At 67.8% G+C, this 19,811-nt stretch carries 18 protein-coding genes; 1 reads left to right on the plus strand and 17 read right to left on the minus strand.

All coding sequences use genetic code 11. The features are described from left to right. Nucleotides 1-49: 49 nt before the first annotated feature. The 12 genes from ACSVDM_RS11045 to ACSVDM_RS11100 all read right to left on the minus strand — a co-directional run bounded on the left by ACSVDM_RS11045 (nt 50) and on the right by ACSVDM_RS11100 (nt 13,789). Entirely contained in the window at nt 50-1,507 is a 1,458-nt protein-coding gene (locus ACSVDM_RS11045; protein WP_439264443.1) for an aldehyde dehydrogenase family protein, read from the minus strand. 83 nt (nt 1,508-1,590) lie between these two features. After that, nucleotides 1,591-2,853, minus strand: a complete 1,263-nt coding sequence (locus ACSVDM_RS11050) for an MlaD family protein (protein ID WP_439264445.1) — start codon at nt 2,851-2,853, stop codon at nt 1,591-1,593. Then, nucleotides 2,850-3,938, minus strand: a complete 1,089-nt coding sequence (locus ACSVDM_RS11055; RefSeq protein ID WP_439264447.1) for an MlaD family protein — start codon at nt 3,936-3,938, stop codon at nt 2,850-2,852. Before ACSVDM_RS11055 ends, ACSVDM_RS11050 begins: the two co-directional genes overlap by 4 nt. After that, nucleotides 3,935-5,038, minus strand: coding sequence for an MCE family protein (locus tag ACSVDM_RS11060; protein ID WP_439264449.1), 1,104 nt, complete (start codon nt 5,036-5,038; stop codon nt 3,935-3,937). Before ACSVDM_RS11060 ends, ACSVDM_RS11055 begins: the two co-directional genes overlap by 4 nt. Then, complete coding sequence (locus ACSVDM_RS11065; RefSeq protein WP_439264451.1) at nt 5,035-6,096, minus strand: MCE family protein; 1,062 nt, start codon at nt 6,094-6,096, stop codon at nt 5,035-5,037. The genes ACSVDM_RS11060 and ACSVDM_RS11065 overlap by 4 nt, the downstream gene beginning before the upstream one ends. 4 nt (nt 6,097-6,100) lie before the next feature. Continuing rightward, the gene (locus ACSVDM_RS11070; protein WP_439264453.1) at nt 6,101-7,138 is read right to left on the minus strand and encodes an MlaD family protein; all 1,038 of its coding nucleotides are present in this window, start codon (nt 7,136-7,138) and stop codon (nt 6,101-6,103) included. Continuing rightward, on the minus strand, nt 7,135-8,379 hold the full coding sequence (locus ACSVDM_RS11075) for an MlaD family protein (protein WP_439264455.1): 1,245 nt from the start codon (nt 8,377-8,379) through the stop codon (nt 7,135-7,137). The genes ACSVDM_RS11070 and ACSVDM_RS11075 overlap by 4 nt, the downstream gene beginning before the upstream one ends. Before the next feature lie 4 nt (nt 8,380-8,383). After that, a complete protein-coding gene (locus ACSVDM_RS11080; protein ID WP_225280035.1) occupies nt 8,384-9,238 on the minus strand; it encodes an ABC transporter permease in 855 nt (284 codons plus the stop codon). Further along, nucleotides 9,238-10,077, minus strand: coding sequence for an MlaE family ABC transporter permease (locus tag ACSVDM_RS11085; RefSeq protein ID WP_181696061.1), 840 nt, complete (start codon nt 10,075-10,077; stop codon nt 9,238-9,240). Before ACSVDM_RS11085 ends, ACSVDM_RS11080 begins: the two co-directional genes overlap by 1 nt. A gap of 28 nt (nt 10,078-10,105) precedes the next feature. Beyond that, the gene (locus tag ACSVDM_RS11090) at nt 10,106-11,794 is read right to left on the minus strand and encodes a nitric oxide reductase activation protein NorD (RefSeq protein ID WP_439264456.1); all 1,689 of its coding nucleotides are present in this window, start codon (nt 11,792-11,794) and stop codon (nt 10,106-10,108) included. Then, the gene (locus ACSVDM_RS11095) at nt 11,791-12,606 is read right to left on the minus strand and encodes a CbbQ/NirQ/NorQ/GpvN family protein (protein WP_439264458.1); all 816 of its coding nucleotides are present in this window, start codon (nt 12,604-12,606) and stop codon (nt 11,791-11,793) included. The genes ACSVDM_RS11090 and ACSVDM_RS11095 overlap by 4 nt, the downstream gene beginning before the upstream one ends. A gap of 1 nt (nt 12,607) precedes the next feature. Next, on the minus strand, nt 12,608-13,789 hold the full coding sequence (locus tag ACSVDM_RS11100; RefSeq protein ID WP_181696058.1) for a spirocyclase AveC family protein: 1,182 nt from the start codon (nt 13,787-13,789) through the stop codon (nt 12,608-12,610). Nucleotides 13,790-13,896: 107 nt separating this feature from the next. On the opposite strand from ACSVDM_RS11100, the gene ACSVDM_RS11105 reads away from it, so the two are divergent. Next, nucleotides 13,897-14,499: a TetR/AcrR family transcriptional regulator gene (locus ACSVDM_RS11105; RefSeq protein ID WP_439264460.1), complete on the plus strand. Its 603-nt coding sequence runs from the start codon at nt 13,897-13,899 to the stop codon at nt 14,497-14,499. 11 nt (nt 14,500-14,510) lie between these two features. Here ACSVDM_RS11105 and ACSVDM_RS11110 read toward each other — a convergent pair whose 3' ends face one another. Genes ACSVDM_RS11110 through ACSVDM_RS11130 form a run of 5 tightly spaced genes read right to left on the minus strand, consistent with a single transcriptional unit; the run spans nt 14,511 to nt 19,793 of the window. After that, entirely contained in the window at nt 14,511-16,034 is a 1,524-nt protein-coding gene (locus ACSVDM_RS11110; RefSeq protein WP_439264462.1) for an aldehyde dehydrogenase, read from the minus strand. Nucleotides 16,035-16,079: 45 nt separating this feature from the next. Continuing rightward, nucleotides 16,080-17,324, minus strand: coding sequence for an amidohydrolase family protein (locus ACSVDM_RS11115; RefSeq protein ID WP_439264464.1), 1,245 nt, complete (start codon nt 17,322-17,324; stop codon nt 16,080-16,082). After that, entirely contained in the window at nt 17,321-17,656 is a 336-nt protein-coding gene (locus tag ACSVDM_RS11120; protein WP_439264465.1) for a hypothetical protein, read from the minus strand. The genes ACSVDM_RS11115 and ACSVDM_RS11120 overlap by 4 nt, the downstream gene beginning before the upstream one ends. Continuing rightward, entirely contained in the window at nt 17,653-18,924 is a 1,272-nt protein-coding gene (locus ACSVDM_RS11125) for an aromatic ring-hydroxylating oxygenase subunit alpha (RefSeq protein WP_225280029.1), read from the minus strand. The genes ACSVDM_RS11120 and ACSVDM_RS11125 overlap by 4 nt, the downstream gene beginning before the upstream one ends. A 29-nt stretch (nt 18,925-18,953) precedes the next feature. Beyond that, the gene (locus ACSVDM_RS11130; RefSeq protein WP_225280028.1) at nt 18,954-19,793 is read right to left on the minus strand and encodes a TauD/TfdA dioxygenase family protein; all 840 of its coding nucleotides are present in this window, start codon (nt 19,791-19,793) and stop codon (nt 18,954-18,956) included. Nucleotides 19,794-19,811 lie beyond the last annotated feature (18 nt).

The raw sequence follows: 19,811 nt of genomic DNA on the forward strand, positions 1-19,811 counted from the left end.
ATTGATGAGAATCATATTCTCGCAATGGGTGCATGGCAATGTCCCGCTCTCACATCTGGGCCCAGACCGTCTTGGTCTGCAGGTACGCGTCGAGGCCCGCCTTGCCTGCCTCGTGTCCCCAGCCGGACTGCTTGTAGCCGCCGAAGGGCATGGAGTGGTCGAACACGAGCTGGCAGTTCAGCGAGACGGTTCCGGCCTGCAACTGCTTGGCCAGGCGATGCGCGCGTCCCAGGTCCTTGGTCCACACGGTGGCGGCCAGGCCGTAGGTGCTGTCGTTGGCCATCGCGACGGCCTCTTCCTCGGTGTCGAACGGCAGCACCGTGACGATCGGCCCGAAGATCTCCTCGCGGTAGAGGCGGCTGGTCGCCGGGTCGACCTCGGTGACGACGGTGGGACGCACGAAATAGCCGGTGCGGTCGAGACGCTCACCGCCGGTGACGAATTCGACGCCGTCGGACCTGCCCTGCTCGACGTAACCGAGTACGCGCGTGAGCTGCTTGGCGCTGATCAGCGGGCCGACCATGGTGCCCTCTTCCTTGGGCCCGCCCAGCTTCATGTTGTCGGCCAGGGTGGCCATGCCCGCGACCACCTTCTCGTAGGCGCCGCGCTGGACGAAGACCCGGGAACCGCACACGCAGGCCTGGCCCGAGTGGGTGAAGGAGCCGAAACCGGCCATCATGATCGCCATGTCGAGGTCGGCGTCGTCGAAGATCAGCACCGGTGACTTGCCGCCGAGTTCGAGGGTGATCTTGTTGAGATTGCTTGCCGCCGAGGCCTGCACGATGGCCCGGCCCACCTCGGTCGACCCGGTGAAGGCGACCTTGTCCACGTCCGGGTGGGCGGTGATGGCCGCGCCGGTGGTGTGGCCGTAGCCGTTGATGAGGTTGACCACCCCGTCGGGCACCCCCGCCTCGGTGAGGAGCCGGTCGAGTACCAGTGCCGACAGCGGTGTCTCCTCGGCGGGTTTGACCACACTGCTGCAACCGGCGGCCAGGGCGGGCGCGACCTTGGCGCAGTAGTTGAACACCGGCCCGTTCCACGGGAAGATCAGCCCCACAACGTCATAGGGCTCCTTGAGGGTGTAGGCGTGCTGGTGCGATTCCACGCCGACGAGCCCACCGGCGTTCACATCGTGGGCGATGCCGTCGATCTTGGTGCACCAGCCCGCGTAGTAGCGGAACCATTCCGCGCCGACGGCGACGATGGTGGCGGCCTGGTTCTGTGGGATGCCCGCGTTGAGGGATTCGAGATCGGCCAGGACACCGGTGTTCTCCTCGATGAGATCGGCGACGCGCCACAGGATCTTGGCCTTTTCGCTGCCCGCGAGGTTCTTCCAGATGCCGGACTGCGACGCGGCCTTCGCCCGTGCCACGGCGGCGTCGACGGCATCGGTTCCGCCGTCGGTGAATTCGGTGAGCTGTTCCTCGGTGGCGGGATCGATGACCGGGATCACGTCACCGGTGCCGGGCCGGTTGCGGATCTCGTCGAGCACGTTCTGTACGGACATCATGTTCTCCTAGAGTGGAAATGGAATTCTCGCAAGCGTATGCGGACGGCGATCGAGGTGTCCAGGGTTGAGCGGGGTGGTTGTCAGCGTGGGCCGGGCGTGAAGGTGCCGCCGTAGGGAGTGGGGACGGTCAGCGGCCCGGTCGGGGCGGGCGTGGCGGTCTGCAGAGGATCAGCGGGCGGCGGTGGCGGAACGGGGTCGTCGGCGGGACGTGGCGCGTTGCGGGCGCCGCGCGGCAAGAGGGTGGGGTCCGAGTCGGTGCAGTCCGCGTTGACATACGGCTGCGCGTAATCGGGCACCGACCCTGGGCGCCGCGGCACGTCGTAGTCGCAGGCGTAGCGCGGGTAGATGCTGGCCAGGGCCCACACACCGCCGTCGTGGAACGCCAAGGCGACCGCGTCGAGCGCCGATCCCGCACGCTGGGTGGGGAAGAAGAACTCGTTGAGCGCGGGGATCCGGGAGTAGGCCACCTGGGAGACGGTGACGAGATTGCCGAGCAAGGCGACCATGGTCGGCGAGTTCTCGGCCAGCACCGCATCGAGCTCGGTGAGCAGCGGCGGTGTCTGCGCGAGCAGCCGCTCGTAGCCACCCGTCATCGCGGCCGTGCCGCCGAGGACGGCCGCGAGATTCGCCGATGTCGAGCGCAGCGTGCCGCGCCCGTCGTGCAGGGCGGTGAGTACTACCCGGCTGTTGCGCAACAGGTTCACGGTGTTCGGCAACACGGTGTCGAGGGTGGACACGAGGAAGGTGCCGCCGTCGATGATCTGCGCCAGTTTGTCGGGGCCCGCGCTGCTCACCCCGAGCTCTCGCGAGATCGTCGCGAGCCGTTCGGGATCGATCTGGGCGAGGGTGCCGCTGAGACTCTGCAGCATGTCCGCCATCGGAACCGGGGTGGAGGTGCGGTCGAGCGTGACCACCGACCCCTCGGCCAGGAACGGCCCGGCATCGGTGTCGGGCACGAAATCCAGATACTGCTCGCCCGCCGCCGACAGGGCCGCGGCGCGGACCCGCCCGGTCGCCGGGATCCGGACGCCATCGTCGATGGCGGCGACGGCGACCACCTTCTCGTCGACCACCCGCACCGAATCGACCCGCCCCACCCGCACACCGCGCAGAGTCACCTCCTGGCCGGGCAACAGCCCACCGGACTGCGCGAGTTCGACACGGACCCGATAGGGGCGCGCGAACGGTTCGATGCCGAAGGTCGAGATCAGCAGGTGCGAACAAGCGCCGGCCAGGACGGCGAGCAGCCCGAGCAACGACACCGCCGACCGGTGACGGTGTGCCACCCGGACGAACCCGACGAGCAGACGGGCGGGGGCTTCCGCGGGGCCGCGCCCGGTCATCGCGGCACTCCGACCAGGCGGCCGCCGAGCCGGGCGAGCATGTGCTGGAGCGAACCGACGAAGGCGGTCCAGTCGGTGATGTCGGGTGCCCGGCCACCGGCTCCGCCCGGGTTCGCCGGGTCGGGGACGGCCAGCTGAGCGATGTCCACCGCGACATGGCCGTTGGGGCCGCTGATCATCTTGAGAACGATCTTGATCATGTCGTTGACCGCGTTCAGGTCGGCCTGCGGATTGGTTGCCGCCGCATTGAGCCCGGCCGCCAGGGTGTTGATATTGGCGGCCATGCTCGTGTCGTTGGTGCCACGCACGCTGGGGAACCGGGCCAGCTGGGTGGTGATCGTGTGCACGCGATCCACCAGGGTGACGAGAGCATCGGTGTTCTCGGCGAGGACTTCGACGGCGGGCCCGGCCGCGGCGACGGCGTCGGCGAGGGCCGCCTGCTCGGCGGCCACCGTCCCGGTGAGGTCCGCGGCGGAGCCGAGGACACCGTTGATCTGATCGGTTCGCCGGGTGAGGGTGCCGAGCAGGGCACGGGTCTCGTCGAGCAGGGCCGCGAGCCGGTCGCCGCGCCCGCCGACGTACTCGCTGAGCGCGGCCACCACGGTGGTCAGGTACCCGACGGTGCCGCCATTGACCAGAAGCGCCGCGCGCGAGAGCATTTCCTCGATCGTCGAGGCCGCCGAGGTCGATTCCGGCCCGATCGCCGCGCCGTCGGCGAGCACGGCGGCGCCGGGCTCGACCACCGACGGCGGCTTCATCGCGACGAAGACATCGCCCATCGGTGTAGCCGACCGCAGTTGCGCCGATGTGCCGAGGGGCAGTCGCACGGCCGCCGTGATGCGCAGTGTCACCACGGCGGTGTAGTCGCGGGCCGCCATCGACTCGACCCGGCCGATCTCGGCGCCGTTGAGCGTGACCTTCGCCTGCGCGGGCAGATTCAGCGCGTTGGTGAAGGTGGCCGTCAGGGTGTAGGTGTCGCCGCCGAGACCCGGTGCGGGCAGCGGCAATCGATCCAGGCCCGTCGTGCAGCCGGTGCAGGCGACCGTGATCGCGGTGAGCAGCCCCGGCAGTATCCGGCGCGTCATCGGCCGCTCTTTTCCGCGATGCCCGACAGGATGGCGGTGATGCCGAAGTCGGGGCCCATATCGCGCAGGGTTCCGGTGGCGCAGCCCAGGCTCTGCAACTGCAGCAGATTGCAGATCTCCTTGACCATCTGGCCGTCGAGCAGTATCCGGTTGACGTCCACTCCGGCCCGCAGGGCGCGCACATTCGGGTCGACGGAGTTGTAGGCATTGTCGACGACCATCGGAAACACGTCGAGGAACTGGGCGAGGTTGTAGTCGTAGGCGGCCAGGGAACCGGTCAGAGTGTTCGCATTGCCGACGAGCCCGGAGATCGTGCCCCTGTGCCGCTGCAAGAGCTCGGTGACCTGAGTGACGATCCTGTTCACCGCCGCTCCGGTGTCACCGGTCCCCAGCTGTTGCCCGGCCAGGAAGTCGCTCAGTTGTGCTACGGCACCGCCGAATTCGCGCAGGGTCCGGTCGTTGCGCGCGGCGGCGGCGGTCAGTTCGTCGAGCTCGGTGACCACGGTGGTGATCGCGTCGCGGGTGGCGGTTCCGTTGTCGTCGCCCAGTCGCAGGGCGCGGGAGAGCTCGTCGAGGGCGGCGCGCATGTCCGTGCCGTTGCCCTCGGTGGCGGCCGCGCCCAGGTCGATCAGGTCGGCGACCGGCCCGGCGCCGGTGCCGTCACCACCCAGCGAGGTCGACAACTGCTGTGCCATCGAGAGCAACGCGTCGAACTCGACCGGTGACTTCGTGTGCGCCCGGTCGAGCACCGCGCCGGGCGGGAGGGTCGGCCCACCCCGGTACACCGGGGTGAGTTCGATGTGGCGATCGGTGAGCAGCGAATCCGAGATCGTCACCGCCTGCACGTCGGCGGGTAGCGCGATCGCGCTGTCGACGCTCATCTGGACTTCGACCTCGGTACCGCGTGCCTCGATCCGCACGATCCGGCCGACCCGCATACCGAGCACCGAGACGGCATTGCCCACGTAGAGGCCGTTGGCGTTGGCGAAGTGGGCGGTGAGGGTTGTGGTGTCCGCGCCTGCCCCGGACGAACAGCCGGCGAGGCAGGCGGCGGTCAGGGTGACCACGGCCAGTTTCAGGGTGGACAGCAGCGCATTCATCGGCAGTCCTCGAGGTAGGGCGCCCGGCCGGCCTCGACGGCGAGGGCGCTCAGCGCGCACATCCACGAGTCGACGAAGGCGCCGTCGGGCGCGTTGGCGGTGAGTTCGGCTCCCGTGCCGGTCGCGTTGGCGAACATGCGCCACGGCACCGGGAGGATTTCCAGGATGTTGCGCAGCAGCTCGTCGTGGCCCGCGATCATCGCGGTCATGTCGTGCAGGTCGGTCAGCAACTGCTCGATCTCCGCGTGCTCACCGACCACGATCGGTTCGAGTCGCTCGACCAGCCGGGTCGTCGCGGCCAGCAGGCTGCGCAGCGCGTCCTGGCGGGCCAGGATCTGCTGGAGCACCGCCCCACCGCGGGTGACCACCGCCGCGAGTTCGGCCTGCTGATCGCGGATCACCGTGCCGACCTGCTCGGTACTGGTCAGCAGGATGCCGATCTGGTCGCGCCGGGTCGCGATGACGTTCGACAGCGAGCGGATATCACGCAGGATGCCCGGCACCAGCGACGGCACACCTTCCAACCCGCGCGACAGCGATGTCATCGATTCGGCGATCTGGTCGGCGTCGAGCTGATCGAAGGTGGTCGTGGCGTCCTGCAGCGCGGTCTCGAGGTCGTAGGGCACAGCGGTGCGCGACAACGGAATCCGGTCATCGGCCAGCCCGCCGACGCCGGTGGAGCGCAGTTCGACATAGCGGGAGCCGAGCAGGGTGGTCAGTTTGATCGCGGCCGAGGTATCGGCGCCGAGGGCGATGTCCTCCTCGATCGTCAAGACCACCTCGACGTGGTCACCCGCCAGCCGGGTCGCGGTCACGGTGCCGACCGGGATGCCCGCCCAGGTCACCGGGTCACCGGGGGCTATCCCCGCGGCCTGTGCGAAATCGGCCGACACCGTGCGCGATCCGAGATGCAGCGAATTGACCACCACGAGCACGATCAGCACCAGCACCATCGAAAGGACGGCGACGAGGCCGGTCCGCAGCGAGGAATCGGCGTGCCGGTCCGCGCGTGCGGGGTCCGGGAACAGGCGGGTGAACGCGCGAAGCGGTTTGTTCATGGTCCTACCTACAGATCGCGGAATGCTGGGGCCGACCGGTCGGCGAAGTGCCGCCGAGAATCTGGGCGATCAACGGATCCAGGCCGGGGATGATGCTGAAACCGATATCGCAGACGTAGGCGTTGACGAACGCGCCCGCGTCGGTGGCCCGGATCATGGCCTGGAACAGCGACGGCAGATTGAAACCGAGAAACGCGAAACGCTCTCTGCCGTCCACGAAATGACTGGCGAAGCCGGGTTCACGGTTCATGAACTGCGTGAGTGAGGGTCCCGCGCCGTCGACGACAGCGGCGGCATCGGCGACCACGGTCGAGATCTGTGCGGTCTGGTCCAGCAGGGTGTCGCGGCGGGTTTCGAGTGCCTCGAAGATCTTGCGGGTCTGGGCGATGGTCGTCCGCAGTCCGCCGGTCTGCCCGGCGAGGGTGCTCATCACCGCCGAGAGGTTGTCGATGAGGGCACCGAGCACCTGGTCGGGTCCGGCGAAGGTCTGCACCAGCGTCGCGGTCTCGGTGATCAGCGCGGCGACCGCGCCGTCGTCGCCTTGGAGCGCGCGGATCAGGGCGGCGGTCAGGTTGTCGACGTCGTGGGGGTCGAGCGCGCTGAACAGTGGCTGGAAACCGTTGAGCAGACCCGACAGATCGAAGGACGGTTCGGTGCGCTCGAGCGGGATGCGCGCGCCGGGCGCCAGGGGAGCGGCCTCACCTTCCTCGCCCCGCGAGAGGCCGAGATAACGCTGCCCGATGAGGTTCTGGTAGATCACCGAGGCGATGGTGTTGTCGTACACCGTGTGCTCGCGTTGCAGCCGGAAACCCACCACCGCGTGCGGCCCGTCGATGTCGATCGAGTCGACCCGCCCCACCTGCACGCCCGCGACGCGCACGTCGTCACCGACCCGCAGCCCCGAAACATCGCTGAACACAGCGGAATACGCGTGGGTGTCGCCGGGGACGTCGCGTTGCAGCGTCACCCGGACCATCCAGGTCAGCAGGGCGGCGACGAGCAGGAATGCGGTCAGGCCGACGAGATCGCGTCTGTGTTTCACCGTGGTTCTCCAGCTGGTGGGGCAGGGACGAGCAGACCGAAGAGGTCGGCCAGGTCGACGGCTTCCGTTGGCAGACCGAGGCTTTCGGCGATGATCGCGCGCTGGTCGAGGACGGTCACCGGCTGATCGGCGGCACCGATCACCGGCGGACCCGCGGCGGGTCCGTTCGCACAGCTCGCACCGGCCAGTTCGCCGTAGCGGGGACAGTCGGTGCGGGTGTACTGCTTGTGCGGGGTGAGTTCGACGATCACCTTCGCGGTGCCGCTCTGGGTGTCGGGCTGCCAGAAGTCGTGTGCGAACACGGTCGCGATCCGGGTCTGCGAGGTGGTCATCTGCACGAAATTGCCGCTGCCCGCTGCGAGGACCGCCAGGACCGGGCCCAGCCTCGAGTTCAGGTCGATGATCGAATCGGTTCGGTTGTTCAGCGCGGTGCCGACCTTCTCGCCGGTGGCGACGCCCGCGGTGAGCAGTTCGGTGAGCCGGGCTCGCTGCTCGGCCACGGTGCGCAACGGCACGACCGCATTGTGCAGTGCGGCAAGCAGATCGGGCGCGGCGTCACGGAGGCCGTGCACGGCCTCGGTCAGTCCGGTGAGCAAGGAGGTGGTGTCGTCCCCGCCCGACGCCTCCGCCCGGTAGGCCCGCACGATCCGTTCGAGCTGGGTGGCGGCCGCCGCCGCGTCGGCGCCACGACCTCGGGTCGCGCGCTCGAGCGTCTCCAGGATCCCGACGGTCGGGTCGGATTCGGGACGGCCGACCGCGTCGGCGATGCGGCTCAGCGCGGTGAGTGAGGTCTGCAGCTGCACGCTCGCCCGGCTGCGGTCCTCGGGGATCGACGCACCCGGCGTCAGCGGGGCACCCGGGCCGTTGTCGATCAGCTGCACCGACGGCACGGCGAAGACATTGCTCGGGACGACGCGCGCGGTCACCGTCGAGGGTATGCCCGCGGCGTGCTCGGGCAGCAGCTCGATGCGAATCCTGTTGGGCGCTCCGCGATCCGCGGGCTCCACTGCGCGCACGGTGCCGACCAGTACACCCCGGTACTTGACGTCGGATCGTTGCGGCAAGCCGTCGCCCACGTCGACGAGCATCGCGGTGACCTCGACGGTTTCGGTGAACGCGCCCTCGGATCGGGCGATCATCGCCCCGACGGTCGCGACGACCACGCTCAGCGCGGCCACCCCGCGCACGAACAGGCCCGCGTTGCTCAGGTGCCGGTCGTCGGATTCGAACACTATCGCCATCGCGCTACCCACTGATCCGCGAGCCGGCGTCGAAACCCCACAGGGCCAACGTCATCAACAGATTCACCGAGATCATCACCGTGATGCTCGCGCGCATCGCCCGCCCGGCCGCGACCCCGACGCCTTGGGGTCCGCCCCGGGCGTAATAGCCGAAATAGCACTGGATGGTGGTGGTGATGGTGACGAACACGACGGCCTTCAGGAGCGAATACACGACATCGGTGCCGCTGAGCACCAGATCGAAATAGTGTGCGTAGGTGCCGAACGACTGACCGCCGACGATTCCGACGAACAGTTCGACGGCCAGGTAGTCGGCAGCCAGCGCGGCGAGGAACAACGGGATCACCGCGACGATCGAGGCGATCAGCCGCGTCGAGACCAGGAAGGGCACCGGGCGGATCGCGATCGCGTCGAGGGCGTCGATCTCCTCGGCGATCCGCATGGCACCCAGCTGGGCGGTGAACCGGCAACCGGCCTGTGCGGCGAAGGCGATCGAGGCCATGATCGGGGCGAGCTCACGCGTCGCGGCGGTCGCCGCGATCATCCCGGTCGCCGGCTCCATGCCGAGCAGCTTCAGCGCGTTGAAACCCTCGATTCCGACGATGCCGCCCGCGGCGGCGCCGAGGATGATCATCACACCCGCCGTCCCACCGCCGACGATGAGTGAGCCGTTGCCCCAGGTCACATCGGACAGGATGCGCAGCGATTCGCGACTGTAGTGCCGCAGCGCGATCGGGATCGAGAGCACCGCCCGCACGAAGAACGTGACCATGTGCCCGAACTGGATGACCACGCGCCACGGTCCCGACAGCACGACAAGCACGGTCCGGACACCCGGTGGGCGGTAGACGCTGGCCATTACAGTGTCGTCCTCGGGAACAGCATCGTGTAGAGCTGGGTGAAGCCCAGGTTGACGACCATCAGCGCGACGATCGAGGCGACCACGGCGGCGTTCACCGAGTTCGCCACCCCACCCGGCCCACCACGGGTGTTGAGGCCCTTCTCGCAGGCGATGACGACGACGATCACCCCGAACACCGCGGCCTTGACCATCGCCAGATACAGGTCACCGGCGGTGGCGAACGAGGAGAAGGTCTCCATGTAGCTGCCCGGTGTGCCGTCCTGGACATAGACGTTGAACAGGTAGCCGGCCAGGAAGCCGACGAAACAGCTCACGGCGGTGAGCGCCATCGCGATGATGATCCCGGCGGCCAGCCGCGGCACCACGAGCCTGCGCAGTACCGACACCCCCATCACTTCCATCGCGTCGATCTCCTCGCGGATCTTGCGTGAACCCAGGTCGGCGCACAGTGCCGAACCGACGGCCGCCGCCAGCAGGATGGCGGTCACCAGGGGAGCCGACTGCCGGATGACGGCCAGGCCGCTGGCCGCCCCGGCCAGTGCGGTGGCACCGACTTGCCCTGCGAGCAGGCCGAATTGGATGGACAGCGTGGCACTGATCGGCAGGGCAACGGCCACGGTCGGGAGCAGGGAGGTCTTCACCATGAACATCGCCTGCCCGACGAACTCGTCGAACGGGAACCGTCGGGTGGCGATGTCGGTGACGAGATGGCGAAACGCCCGCCTGCCTAGCTCGACCTGCCTGCCGACCGTCCGCAGCGAGGCGATCGGGTGGCGCCGGGTGTAATCCTTGGACCAGTCCTTGATCTCGGCGACCGCGGATGCGCTGGGTTCCATGGCAAGCCCCTCTCTTTCCGGTGTCGCGCTATCGCGGGACGGGCGCGGCGAGTTCCCGCAGCGAGGACAGGAACAGCTCGTCCATGCGCGGACTCAATTCGCTCAGCGTCGCCGCCCCGGCATGGCCCGCCGTGCCGAAGACTCGTTCGAGGGCGTCGGGAGAGGTGGTCGACCCGATCGACAAGCACAGGCAGGCGACGCCGTCGGCCCGCAACTCCTCGAGCGCCTTGGCGGCATCGGCCTCGGCGTAGTGCCCCTCGTACCCGTCGTCGTAGGGGCATCCGTCCGACAGCACGACCAGCAGCCGGTTCTGTGTCCCCGCCTCGTTCTTCAGGATCTCTCCCGCGCCGCGAATCCCGGCACCCAGGCGCGTGTAGTTCGCGGGCTGGAGCTGATTGAGCCGGGCCCGGCCGACGGCGCCGAAGCGCTGATCGAAGGTCTTGATCGCGGGCAGATGCACCGCGTGCCTGCCCTCGGACCGGAAGGCGTACACCGCGACCCGGTCACCGAGCTCCTCGAGCGTGGCGGCCAGGGTGGCCGCCGCACGTCGCTGGTGTTCGTGCACCGACAGGCCCGCCTGGTCGGCGTCGGTCGACGAGCCGGAGGCGTCGAGCAGGATCAGCACACCGAGGTTGCGGTCCAGCTTGCGGTGCTCGAGGTAGACGTGTTCCGGTCGCGAATAGCCCGAGCGCAGGTCGACGAACAGATCGATGAGCGCCTCGAGATCGAGCTCGTCGCCGTCGGCCCGCCCACGCAACACCTTCGGCCCCAGGCCGACGCGAGCCAGCCGCCGCCGGAGCACATCGTCCTCCGGCACTCGTGCGGCCGCGATGTCGGCGGGGACGGTGAGCGGAAAGTCGATCACCCGGCACCATTGCGGCTTGTACCGGTTGCCGAACACATCCCACTCCGGATGCAGTGCCCCACCGATTCCGGCTGCGGCACCGGGCGTTTCGGCATCGGTGAACCTGATCGGGGTGGGCAGCGGGCGGGCATGCGGTCCGGCCGTGCGTGCCCGGCGAACCGCGCTCACCGGTGTCTCAGTGCCCGCGGCCCCGTCGCCGTCGGAACGCGAATTGCCCATGGTCTTGCGGAAGAAGTCCATCACCGATTTGCCGCTGAACAGTGGGTTCTCGAACAGCTTCAGGATCTTGCTCTCCTCGGACTTCTCCACGCTGTCCTCGACCTCGTCGCCGGCCTCCGGGAGGGCACCGAGGTCGAATTCCAGGCGCAGCTCGCGGTCGGAGGCCCGGGCACCGGGCCCGGGATCGACCGATACGAGCCGGGAGGGTTTGATCGTGCCGAACCACGTCGGCGGATCAGTCACCGCGCCTTTGCCTTTGGCCGCGGCGAGCGAATCCGCAGCGCTCGCGGTCGGTGGCCTGCCGTCGAGTTCGAGGGTGGCCGCCAGCGGAACGCGGCGGGCGAGGTCGGCGAGCACGCGATGACCTTCGAGGGACAGGTACCGGCGCGCCGTAGAGGGCCGTCCCCGCAGCGACTTCACCAGCGCCGGATCGAGGCTCCCGGCGCCGAGCAGCGCGGCCTGGACGAGTACTTCGTGGCGCTGCTCACCGTCGGGAGACACGTAGATGATCCGGCCGTCCGTGAACGGGGATCCCCCGGCGGGCAGCTCGGCGATATCCACCGACCTGCCCGCCAGATAGGTGGCGAGCAGCCGGAACCGGGCGTGCCCGCGCGGATCGTCGTCGCCGGTCATGACGGCGGAAGGACGGCGTCGACGAGTTCACCGAGCGCGCTGATGATGTCGGCGTCGTCGGACAGGGCCTGCACCACGGCCGACTGCACGGCACCGCGCAGGTCGAGCCCGCCCGCGACGAGCCCACCGGCGAGGATCAGCATCCGGGTGGAGGACACCTCACGCAGCGGTGAGTTGTCCAGGTTCCTGATGGCGGTGCCGAGCGCGACCAGGGCCCGCGCCGTCTCGGCGTCGACGCCTGCCTCGTGCGCGACCACCTCCCGCTCGATCTCCGGTGGTGGGAAGCCGAGTTCGATGGCGACGAACCGCTGCCGGGTCGACTCCTTGAGGTTCTTCAGAACGCTCTGGTAGCCGGGGTTGTAGGAGATCACCAGCTGGAATCCCGTTGCCGCCCGCAGGGTTTGGCCGAGCCGGTCGACGGGGAGTTCGCGACGGTGGTCGGCGAGGGGGTGGATCACCACGGTCGTGTCCTGGCGCGCCTCGACCACTTCGTCGAGGTAGAAGATCGCGCCCGTGCGCACCGCCCGCGTCAAAGGGCCGTCCACCCAGACGGTTTCGCCGCCTTTGAGCAGGAAGCGGCCGACCAGATCGGCGGAGGTCATGTCCTCGTGGCCGGCCACCGTGACGAGCTCGCGGCCGAGTTCGGCGGCCATCGTCTCCACGAACCGGGTCTTGCCACATCCGGTCGGGCCCTTGAGCAGCAGCGGCAGACCACCCGCGGCCGCCGCACGGAACACCTCGACCTCATTGCCGACAGAGCGGTAGAACGGTACCTGCGGGACGTCGAGCACAGCGCTGGGTCGACTGGTCATCTCATTTTCCTTTGTCGGTATCGGCGAAGGGCACGATCTTCGGGAGTTCGGCGCCTTCGGGTAGGACGAGCCGGCCGCTGGAATCGATGTATCCGCTGTTGCGGAACGGAACCGGAAGATCGGGGTGCGGGCAGAGCCGGTCGGTGCCGTCGCCGCAGATGCCCATGTTGAAGTAGGACCGCTTCTGGATGTCCTCGGGCCACGGATCGGTATGCAGCGCGAAGAACTGCGCGGGAATGTTGTAGCAGACGAAGAAGAAGGTGCTCACCGCCGCGAAAATCGCGAGGAATCGGATGAACTGCTGTTTCACGAAACCGCCCTGGATCTGGTCCAGCCCGCGTTCGACGAATGTGCGGCCACGATCGTCGGTGAAGTAGCGCAGGGCGCACAGACCCGCCTGCACACCACCCCACATGAGACCTTCGTACAACGGCCACTGGTAATAGGTGCCGGCATTGATCGACCAGTCCTGCAATGCGCCGGGATAGGTGAAAAGACCCATCGGCATCAGGAAAAGGCCCTCGATGACGAGATCGAAGAAGAATGTCCACACGATCAGGACACCGATCAGTCCGCCCGTATTGATGCCGGGGAAGCGCTGTTTGGTCTTACGCATCACCCAGCAGCCGAGAATGGTGCACAGCAGCACGCCGTACGAATATCCCGGTGCGTTCATCAGGATCGGTTCGGCCATCATCGCGCCGGGTTCGCCATAGGATTGCCAGCCCGGTACGTCCTGCACCCACGAGCCCATGTTGAACATCCAGGTGTTGTACGTACTCCACGTATTGAAGTAGTTCAGCAGGGGATCCTGGAAGAACATGAGGCCACAGGCCACCAGCAGCATACCGTCGAGCGTTATCCGCCGCTCCCGCCGCCAGGGCCGGACGATGAAGAAATAGATGCCCACCGGTAGCCCGAGCAGGATGACGCCCGTCCATACGCTGAGGATCACCTTCATGAAGGTGGGCGGGTCGCTCGGTCCGGTGGGGACCCGCTCGAAATTGGGGCCGGTGATCCAGCGCAGCCACACATATATCTGGAGCGCGAGAATGGCGCCGCCGAGGGTGGCCCAGATCTTGACTGCTTTGCTTGTCGACTGAATTTTCGCGCCGAGGGTGGCCACATTGCCGAGTGGCTCGGTGACGGTTGTTCCCTTTTTCGGCGCCGACGGTCCGCTCACGGCGCACCTCCTGATTTTGAATTGTGAGGAATCTCTACGAATGGAAATATACCAGTGGGGATCTCAGATTCCGAGGAGTTTCTGAGATTCGTGGCATACTCGCTGGCATGGCTGAGCGTTGGACCAGAGAGCGGAGACTCGAGCACACCAGGGGTCTGCTCCTGGATGCCGCCCAAGAGGTATTCGCCGAAAAGGGTTTCGCGGCGGCGACACTCGACGACATCGCCCATGCCGCCGGCTACACCAAGGGCGCGATCTACAAGCACTTCGCCACCAAGGAAGAGCTCTTCCTCGAGGTGAACGACCGCTACATGCAGCGCTACTTCGACACTTTCACCGAGGTGCTCGCCGCGGCGTCGAACTTGGGGCCCGAGGAGTTGGATCGGGTGGGGGAGCTGTGGCGCAGGCTCGGCGCCGACCGGGGTACCGAACACGCCGCGCTCGGTATGGAGTTCACCCTGTACCTGTTGCGTAACCCGGAAGTGCGTGAGCGGGTGGCGGCCCGGCAGGAAGAAACTGTGGAAGCGTTGGGGCGCTTCATCATCGAGAATCTCGAGCGCATCGGCGCGACCTCGCTGATCCCACCGATGACGATGGCGCGGGTGCTCATCCATACGACACCCTCGGTGGTGCTCGGCACCAAGCTCGACGGCGTCGATCTCTACGGCCCGATTCTCGAGATGTACATGTCGGCGATCAAGCTGCCGTGACATCCGGGCGCTCATGACCGGTCGGCCCGCTGCGGTCGGCTCGTCGTCGGCGCTGCGGTAGCAGGTTGTGGCACTGTGGAATTCGCTGTTGTGGGGCGGATCGACAGTGACATCGTGTCGAGGTAGCTCTCTAGCCCCTCGGTACCGAATTCGCGGCCGATCCCGCTGTTCTTCACGCCGCCGAACGGTGCCACGGGGTCCATGCTGTACGGCTCGTTGATGCCGAGGGTGCCCGTGCGCACCCGGCGCGCCACCGCCGTCGCGCGTTCGATGTCGGGGGACCAGACCGATCCCGACAGCCCGTACTCGCTGTCGTTGGCGAGGGTCACGGCGTGCTCGTCGTCGGTGTAGGCGATCAGGCTCAGGACGGGACCGAAGATCTCCTCCCGGGCGATCCGCATGCTGTTGTCCACGCCCGCGAACAGCGTCGGCCGGACGTACCAGCCACGGTCGATACCGTCGGGCAGTCCGGTGCCGCCGACGAGCAGCCGGGCACCGCTGCGCAGCCCCAGGTCGATATAGGCGCGGACGCGCTGCTGCTGACGCTGCGAGACCATCGGCCCGACACGGGTCGCGGGATCGGACGGGTCACCGACACAGAGGCTTTCGACTTCGGCCACGAGTGCGTCGGCGAACTCGGTCGCCCGCCGTGCGGGAACCAGGATCCGGGTCTGGGCGACACAGGCCTGTCCACCGTTCATCAGGCCGGCGACCATCATGCCGGTGGCGACGGCCGCCGGATCGGCGTCGTCGAGCGCGATCGCGGCGGATTTGCCGCCCAGTTCCAGGCTGACCCGCCGCAGCGCCGATCCGCACACCTGGGCCACCTGCCTGCCCGCGGGGGTGGAACCGGTGAACGAGACCTTGTCCACGCCCGGGTGCGCGACCAGATGGCGGCCCGCCACGCGGCCGCCGGGCAGAATGCTGACCACGCCGGGTGGCAGCCCGACCTGATCGAGCAGTTCGGCCATGTGCCGGGCGTCGAGCGGCGTCTCCGGCGACGGTTTGAGCACCACCGTGCAGCCGGCCAGCAGGGCCGGGATCAGCTTCGCGACGGTCAGGAACATCGGCATGTTCCAGGGAATGATCGCGGCGACGACACCCACCGGCTCGTGGCGGACCACCACGTCGCGGCCGAGGAATCCAGTTCTGGTCTCCTGCCAGCGGTAGCCCGCCGCGGTGTCGGCGAAGGCGCCCATCATGACGCCGGGCAGCCTCGCGTGTGCCGAGCGGGCGAAGGTGATCGGCGCGCCCATCTCGGCCGTGATGAGTTGCGCCAGTTCCTCTTCCCGCGCACGGTAGGCCTCGACCAGGCGCCGGACCAGCGCTACCCGCTCCGCCGGGGCCAGCCGCGGCCACGGTCCGGTGTCGAACGCGCGGCGGGCGGCCGCGACCGCACGGTCGATATCGGCCTGCGCCGGGTCGGCGACGCGGGCGATCACCTGCTCGGTGTGCGGTGAGATCACCTCGATGGTCGCGCCGGTCGACGGGCGTACCCATTCCCCGCCGATGTAGAGCTGGTGACGTGGCGACATTGCTACCTCGATCCCTCGGGCGGTGAAGTGTTGCGGGCGAACGGCTTACGGCTGCTTGTGGATGCGGCCGTCCTTCATCACGAACCGCACGTCGTCGAGGACGGTGATGTCGGCGGTGGGATCACCCGGCACGGCGATGATGTCGGCGAGCAGCCCCGGCGCGAGCCGGCCGCGGTCGTCGACACCGATCAGTTCGGCACTGGTGACGGTGGCCGCGCGCAGCGCCTGGGCCGGTGTCATGCCGCGATCGACCAGTGCCCAGAGCTCCTTCGCGTTCTGTCCGTGTGGCACGGCGGGTGCGTCGGTTCCGCAGGCGATCCGCACGCCGGCTCGGATCGCCTTGCGCAAGGTCTCCCGTGCCCGGGGAAAGACCTCGGCGGCCTTCTTCCGCAGTGCGGGAGCGGCTTTGGACACATCCAGGCCTTCGGACAGGTAGCTGGTGGGTACCAGGTAGGTGCCTTGCTCGACCATCAGCGCGAGGGTGTCGTCCTCGGCCAGCGACCCGTGCTCGATGCAGTCGACCCCGGCGCGCAGACAGGCGCGGATACCGGCGTCGCCGTGCGCGTGCGCGGCGACACGCACCCCCGCGCGGTGCGCCTCGTCGACGATCGCGGCCAGTTCCTCGTCGGAGTACTGCTGGGCGCCGGCGACGGTACCGTGCGACATCACCCCACCCGAGGCGGAGATCTTGATGACCTCGGCGCCGTATTTGATCTGGTAGCGCACCGATTCGCGGACCTGCGGCACACCGTTGGCGCGGCCCTCCTCGACGGTGATCGGCATGATGTGCGGGGCGAGCCGCTGGAACATGGTCGGGTCCAGATGGCCGCCGGTCGGGGTGATGGCATGCCCGGCCGACACGATGCGCGGGCCTTCCAACCAGCCCTGCTCGATGGCGCGGTGCAGGTCCACATCGAGCAGGTAGCCACCGGTCTTCACCATCAGGCCGAGGTTGCGGACCGTGGTGAATCCGGCGTGCAGGGTGACGCGGGCGTTCACCGAGGCGCGCAGGGTCCGGTACACCGGGTCGTCCTGCACGCCGTGCATCGGATTCGGCAACCCCGACGGATTGTCGGGTCCGCCGATGAGCAGGTTGACCTCCATGTCCATCAGACCGGGCAGCAGCGTGAGGGCACCGAGATCGATGACCTGCGCGTCGACGGGGATCTCGGCCGGATCGACGGCGGCGATCCGGTTGCCGTCGACGACGATCACCGCGGGTGTGTGCCGCTGCCCGGTCTCGACGTCGACCCACGCCGCGGCCCGCAGGACGACGCGTGACCCGGTCATAGGCTCGGCTCGAGGACGCAGGTGAGCGACGCGGCCCCGGTGTCGGGAATGCGCGGCTGGCGCCACACCTCGACGGGGAAGGACACCTGAACCATCGAATACAGCAGGTACATCAGGTTTTTCGCGTCTTCGGGCAGCTCGTCGAGCGCGAACTTGTCGCAGTAGGTGAGTGCGTCCTCGGCTCGCGCGGTGATCGCGTCGTAGAAGCGCTGCATCTCGGCCATACTGGAGTTCAGCCGCCGGTCGTAGCGCTCGGTCTCGGTGGCGAGACACCACACCGCGGCGTACGGCTCGAGGTCGGCGAATTCGGTGGGCAGCAACTGTTCGCTCATCGCGGTGCCTCCGTGCGCTCGCGCTGGTAGTCCTCGACCCAGTCGGCGGCGACCTTGTGCAGGTGCCGCAACAGGATCTCCTGGTCGTTGAGCTGGAAGGTGCGCACCGCACGCGATTCCAGCATCAGCTGCGTCGCCTCGAGGGTCGAGGAATCCTGCAATCCGTATTCCTTGAAGGTGACCGCGGCCATTTCGTGGGCGACCCGATCACGCGGGGTACGCGCGGGCGTGAAGTACAGATTTCCCTCGAAGATGTGTGTGTTGTGCGAGGTCGGCCAGTACTGGTAGGTGAGATACCAGCCGCCGGACCAGATGAGAATGGTGAAATTCGGCCACAATTGGAAGGAATCCAGCCCCCAGGGTTCGCAGCCGGCGGGATTGAGACCGGCGGGCATCGGCCCGAGGTCGGGAACATCCCACGGACCGAAAAGACCGCTGCGGGTGATGTCTTCCATCGGTTTGCGCATCGTCGGATCGAGTTCCCAGGTGACCACACCGGACGTGCTGACCAACCGGTGCGGACCGTCGAGCTGATAGTGCGGTGCCTCGAATCCGGCCTGCTGAGCGGCGACGGAGAAGTTGTCCGGCGTCTGTTTTCCGTGCAGCACCGGTGCGTGATAGAACTCCTGGAAAGCGTCGAGGTAGAGCTTCCAGTTCGCGCCGACCTCGGACCGGTAGGAATAGCGTTCGGTGAGCTTGTCGAACGGATAGCCCTCGAGTCCGGTCACCATCGGGCCGAGGAATTCCCGCAGCGTCTGCTGTGGTTCGGCGGCCAGGTTGACGAAGATGAAGCCGGCCCACACCTCGCAGTGCACGCGTGCGAGACCGAGTTCGTTCTTGTCGAGATCGAAGAATTCGCTTTCCTGCTGCACGAAGGTCAGCGCGCCGTCGAGCCCGTAGCGCCAGCCGTGGTACTTGCAGGTGAACTGGCGGCATGTCCCGGAGGTCTCCTCGCGGGGAAACTCGTTCCACACCAGCTTGTTTCCCCGGTGCCTGCAGATGTTGTGAAAGGCGTTGACCGCGCCGTCGCGGTCGCGGACCAGGATCACCGAGGTGTGCGCGGCGTGGATCTCGCGGGTGAAATAACTGCCGGTGCGTGGAAGTTGCTCGACGCGACCGACATTGAGCCAGGCACGCTTGAAGATCGCGTCCCGTTCGAGTTCGAAGAACTCGGGGGAGATCGAGTCTTCGTAGGACATCGGTGCGGTACCGAGTTCCGGGTAGTGCTGTGTCCAGCTACCCTCGGCGGGTTTGGGCCAACGAGGCATGACTACTCCTGACGTGCTGTGTCGGTGGGTTATTCGATCGGTTCTTCACCGAGCACAGTGGTGCGCAACATCTCTCGCGGTGAGCCCGCCGGATAAGGGGCGGCGCGGTGGATGACGCCACGGTTGTCCCAGATCACGGTGTCGCCGACCGACCAGGTGTGCCGGTAGACGCGGTCGGGGGCGGTGCAGCGGCGCAGCAGGTCGTCCAGCAACGCCCGGCTCTCCTCGGCGGGCAACCCGACCACATAGTCGGTCGAGGCGCCGAGCACGAGCGAGCGACGGCCCGATTTGTGCGTCCAGATGAGCGGGTGCTCCTTGGTCGGGCGCCTGCGCCACGCCGCCAACTGCTCCGGTGTCGGGTCGGTGGTGACACCGCGCTGGGAGGCCTCGAGCGAATGCACCACCCGCAGCGACCCCAGGTAGGTGCGTTCGGCGGGGGACAGGTCGTCGTAAGCCCGGTAGGTGCTGGCGAATTCGGTCTCCCCGCCGCTGGTCGCGACCGCCTTGGCGGTGAGCACCGTCGCCATCTGCGGGTAGGCGTCGTCCTCGGGCGTGCAGCCGTCGATGTGCCAGTCGAAGGTGGCACGCAGATAGCTCGCCGAGGAGTTCTTGGTGGTGTCGAGACTGACCCGGTAGATCCCCTCCACCGGATGATGCCCCGGTGAGATGTCGACCTGGCCCAGCGTGCGGCAGAAGGCCACCTGGGTCTCCGGATCCAGATGCAGATCGCGGAAGACCAGCACCCCGTTGTCCTCGAGCGCCGTCATCACCGTCTCGGCGACGCTGTCGTCGGTGAGGAGCTGGTCGCGTGTCACGCCGATGACCTGGGCGCCGACGGCCTGCCCGAGTTTCTCGATGGTGATCGTCATAGTGGGGTTCCTTCGTGT

Source organism: Nocardia sp. JW2, assembly GCF_051843015.1.
GTDB lineage: Bacteria > Actinomycetota > Actinomycetes > Mycobacteriales > Mycobacteriaceae > Nocardia > Nocardia coubleae.

What these genes read in the sequence shown, in the direction of transcription:
- ACSVDM_RS11045 (WP_439264443.1), bottom strand. Translation starts at nt 1,507, where the DNA reads ATGTCCGTACAGAACGTGCTCGACGAGATCCGCAACCGGCCCGGCACC.
- ACSVDM_RS11050 (WP_439264445.1), bottom strand. Translation starts at nt 2,853, where the DNA reads ATGACCGGGCGCGGCCCCGCGGAAGCCCCCGCCCGTCTGCTCGTCGGG.
- ACSVDM_RS11055 (WP_439264447.1), bottom strand. Translation starts at nt 3,938, where the DNA reads ATGACGCGCCGGATACTGCCGGGGCTGCTCACCGCGATCACGGTCGCC.
- ACSVDM_RS11060 (WP_439264449.1), bottom strand. Translation starts at nt 5,038, where the DNA reads ATGAATGCGCTGCTGTCCACCCTGAAACTGGCCGTGGTCACCCTGACC.
- ACSVDM_RS11065 (WP_439264451.1), bottom strand. Translation starts at nt 6,096, where the DNA reads ATGAACAAACCGCTTCGCGCGTTCACCCGCCTGTTCCCGGACCCCGCA.
- ACSVDM_RS11075 (WP_439264455.1), bottom strand. Translation starts at nt 8,379, where the DNA reads ATGGCGATAGTGTTCGAATCCGACGACCGGCACCTGAGCAACGCGGGC.
- ACSVDM_RS11080 (WP_225280035.1), bottom strand. Translation starts at nt 9,238, where the DNA reads ATGGCCAGCGTCTACCGCCCACCGGGTGTCCGGACCGTGCTTGTCGTG.
- ACSVDM_RS11085 (WP_181696061.1), bottom strand. Translation starts at nt 10,077, where the DNA reads ATGGAACCCAGCGCATCCGCGGTCGCCGAGATCAAGGACTGGTCCAAG.
- ACSVDM_RS11090 (WP_439264456.1), bottom strand. Translation starts at nt 11,794, where the DNA reads ATGACCGGCGACGACGATCCGCGCGGGCACGCCCGGTTCCGGCTGCTC.
- ACSVDM_RS11095 (WP_439264458.1), bottom strand. Translation starts at nt 12,606, where the DNA reads ATGACCAGTCGACCCAGCGCTGTGCTCGACGTCCCGCAGGTACCGTTC.
- ACSVDM_RS11105 (WP_439264460.1), top strand. Translation starts at nt 13,897, where the DNA reads ATGGCTGAGCGTTGGACCAGAGAGCGGAGACTCGAGCACACCAGGGGT.
- ACSVDM_RS11110 (WP_439264462.1), bottom strand. Translation starts at nt 16,034, where the DNA reads ATGTCGCCACGTCACCAGCTCTACATCGGCGGGGAATGGGTACGCCCG.
- ACSVDM_RS11115 (WP_439264464.1), bottom strand. Translation starts at nt 17,324, where the DNA reads ATGACCGGGTCACGCGTCGTCCTGCGGGCCGCGGCGTGGGTCGACGTC.
- ACSVDM_RS11120 (WP_439264465.1), bottom strand. Translation starts at nt 17,656, where the DNA reads ATGAGCGAACAGTTGCTGCCCACCGAATTCGCCGACCTCGAGCCGTAC.
- ACSVDM_RS11125 (WP_225280029.1), bottom strand. Translation starts at nt 18,924, where the DNA reads ATGCCTCGTTGGCCCAAACCCGCCGAGGGTAGCTGGACACAGCACTAC.
- ACSVDM_RS11130 (WP_225280028.1), bottom strand. Translation starts at nt 19,793, where the DNA reads ATGACGATCACCATCGAGAAACTCGGGCAGGCCGTCGGCGCCCAGGTC.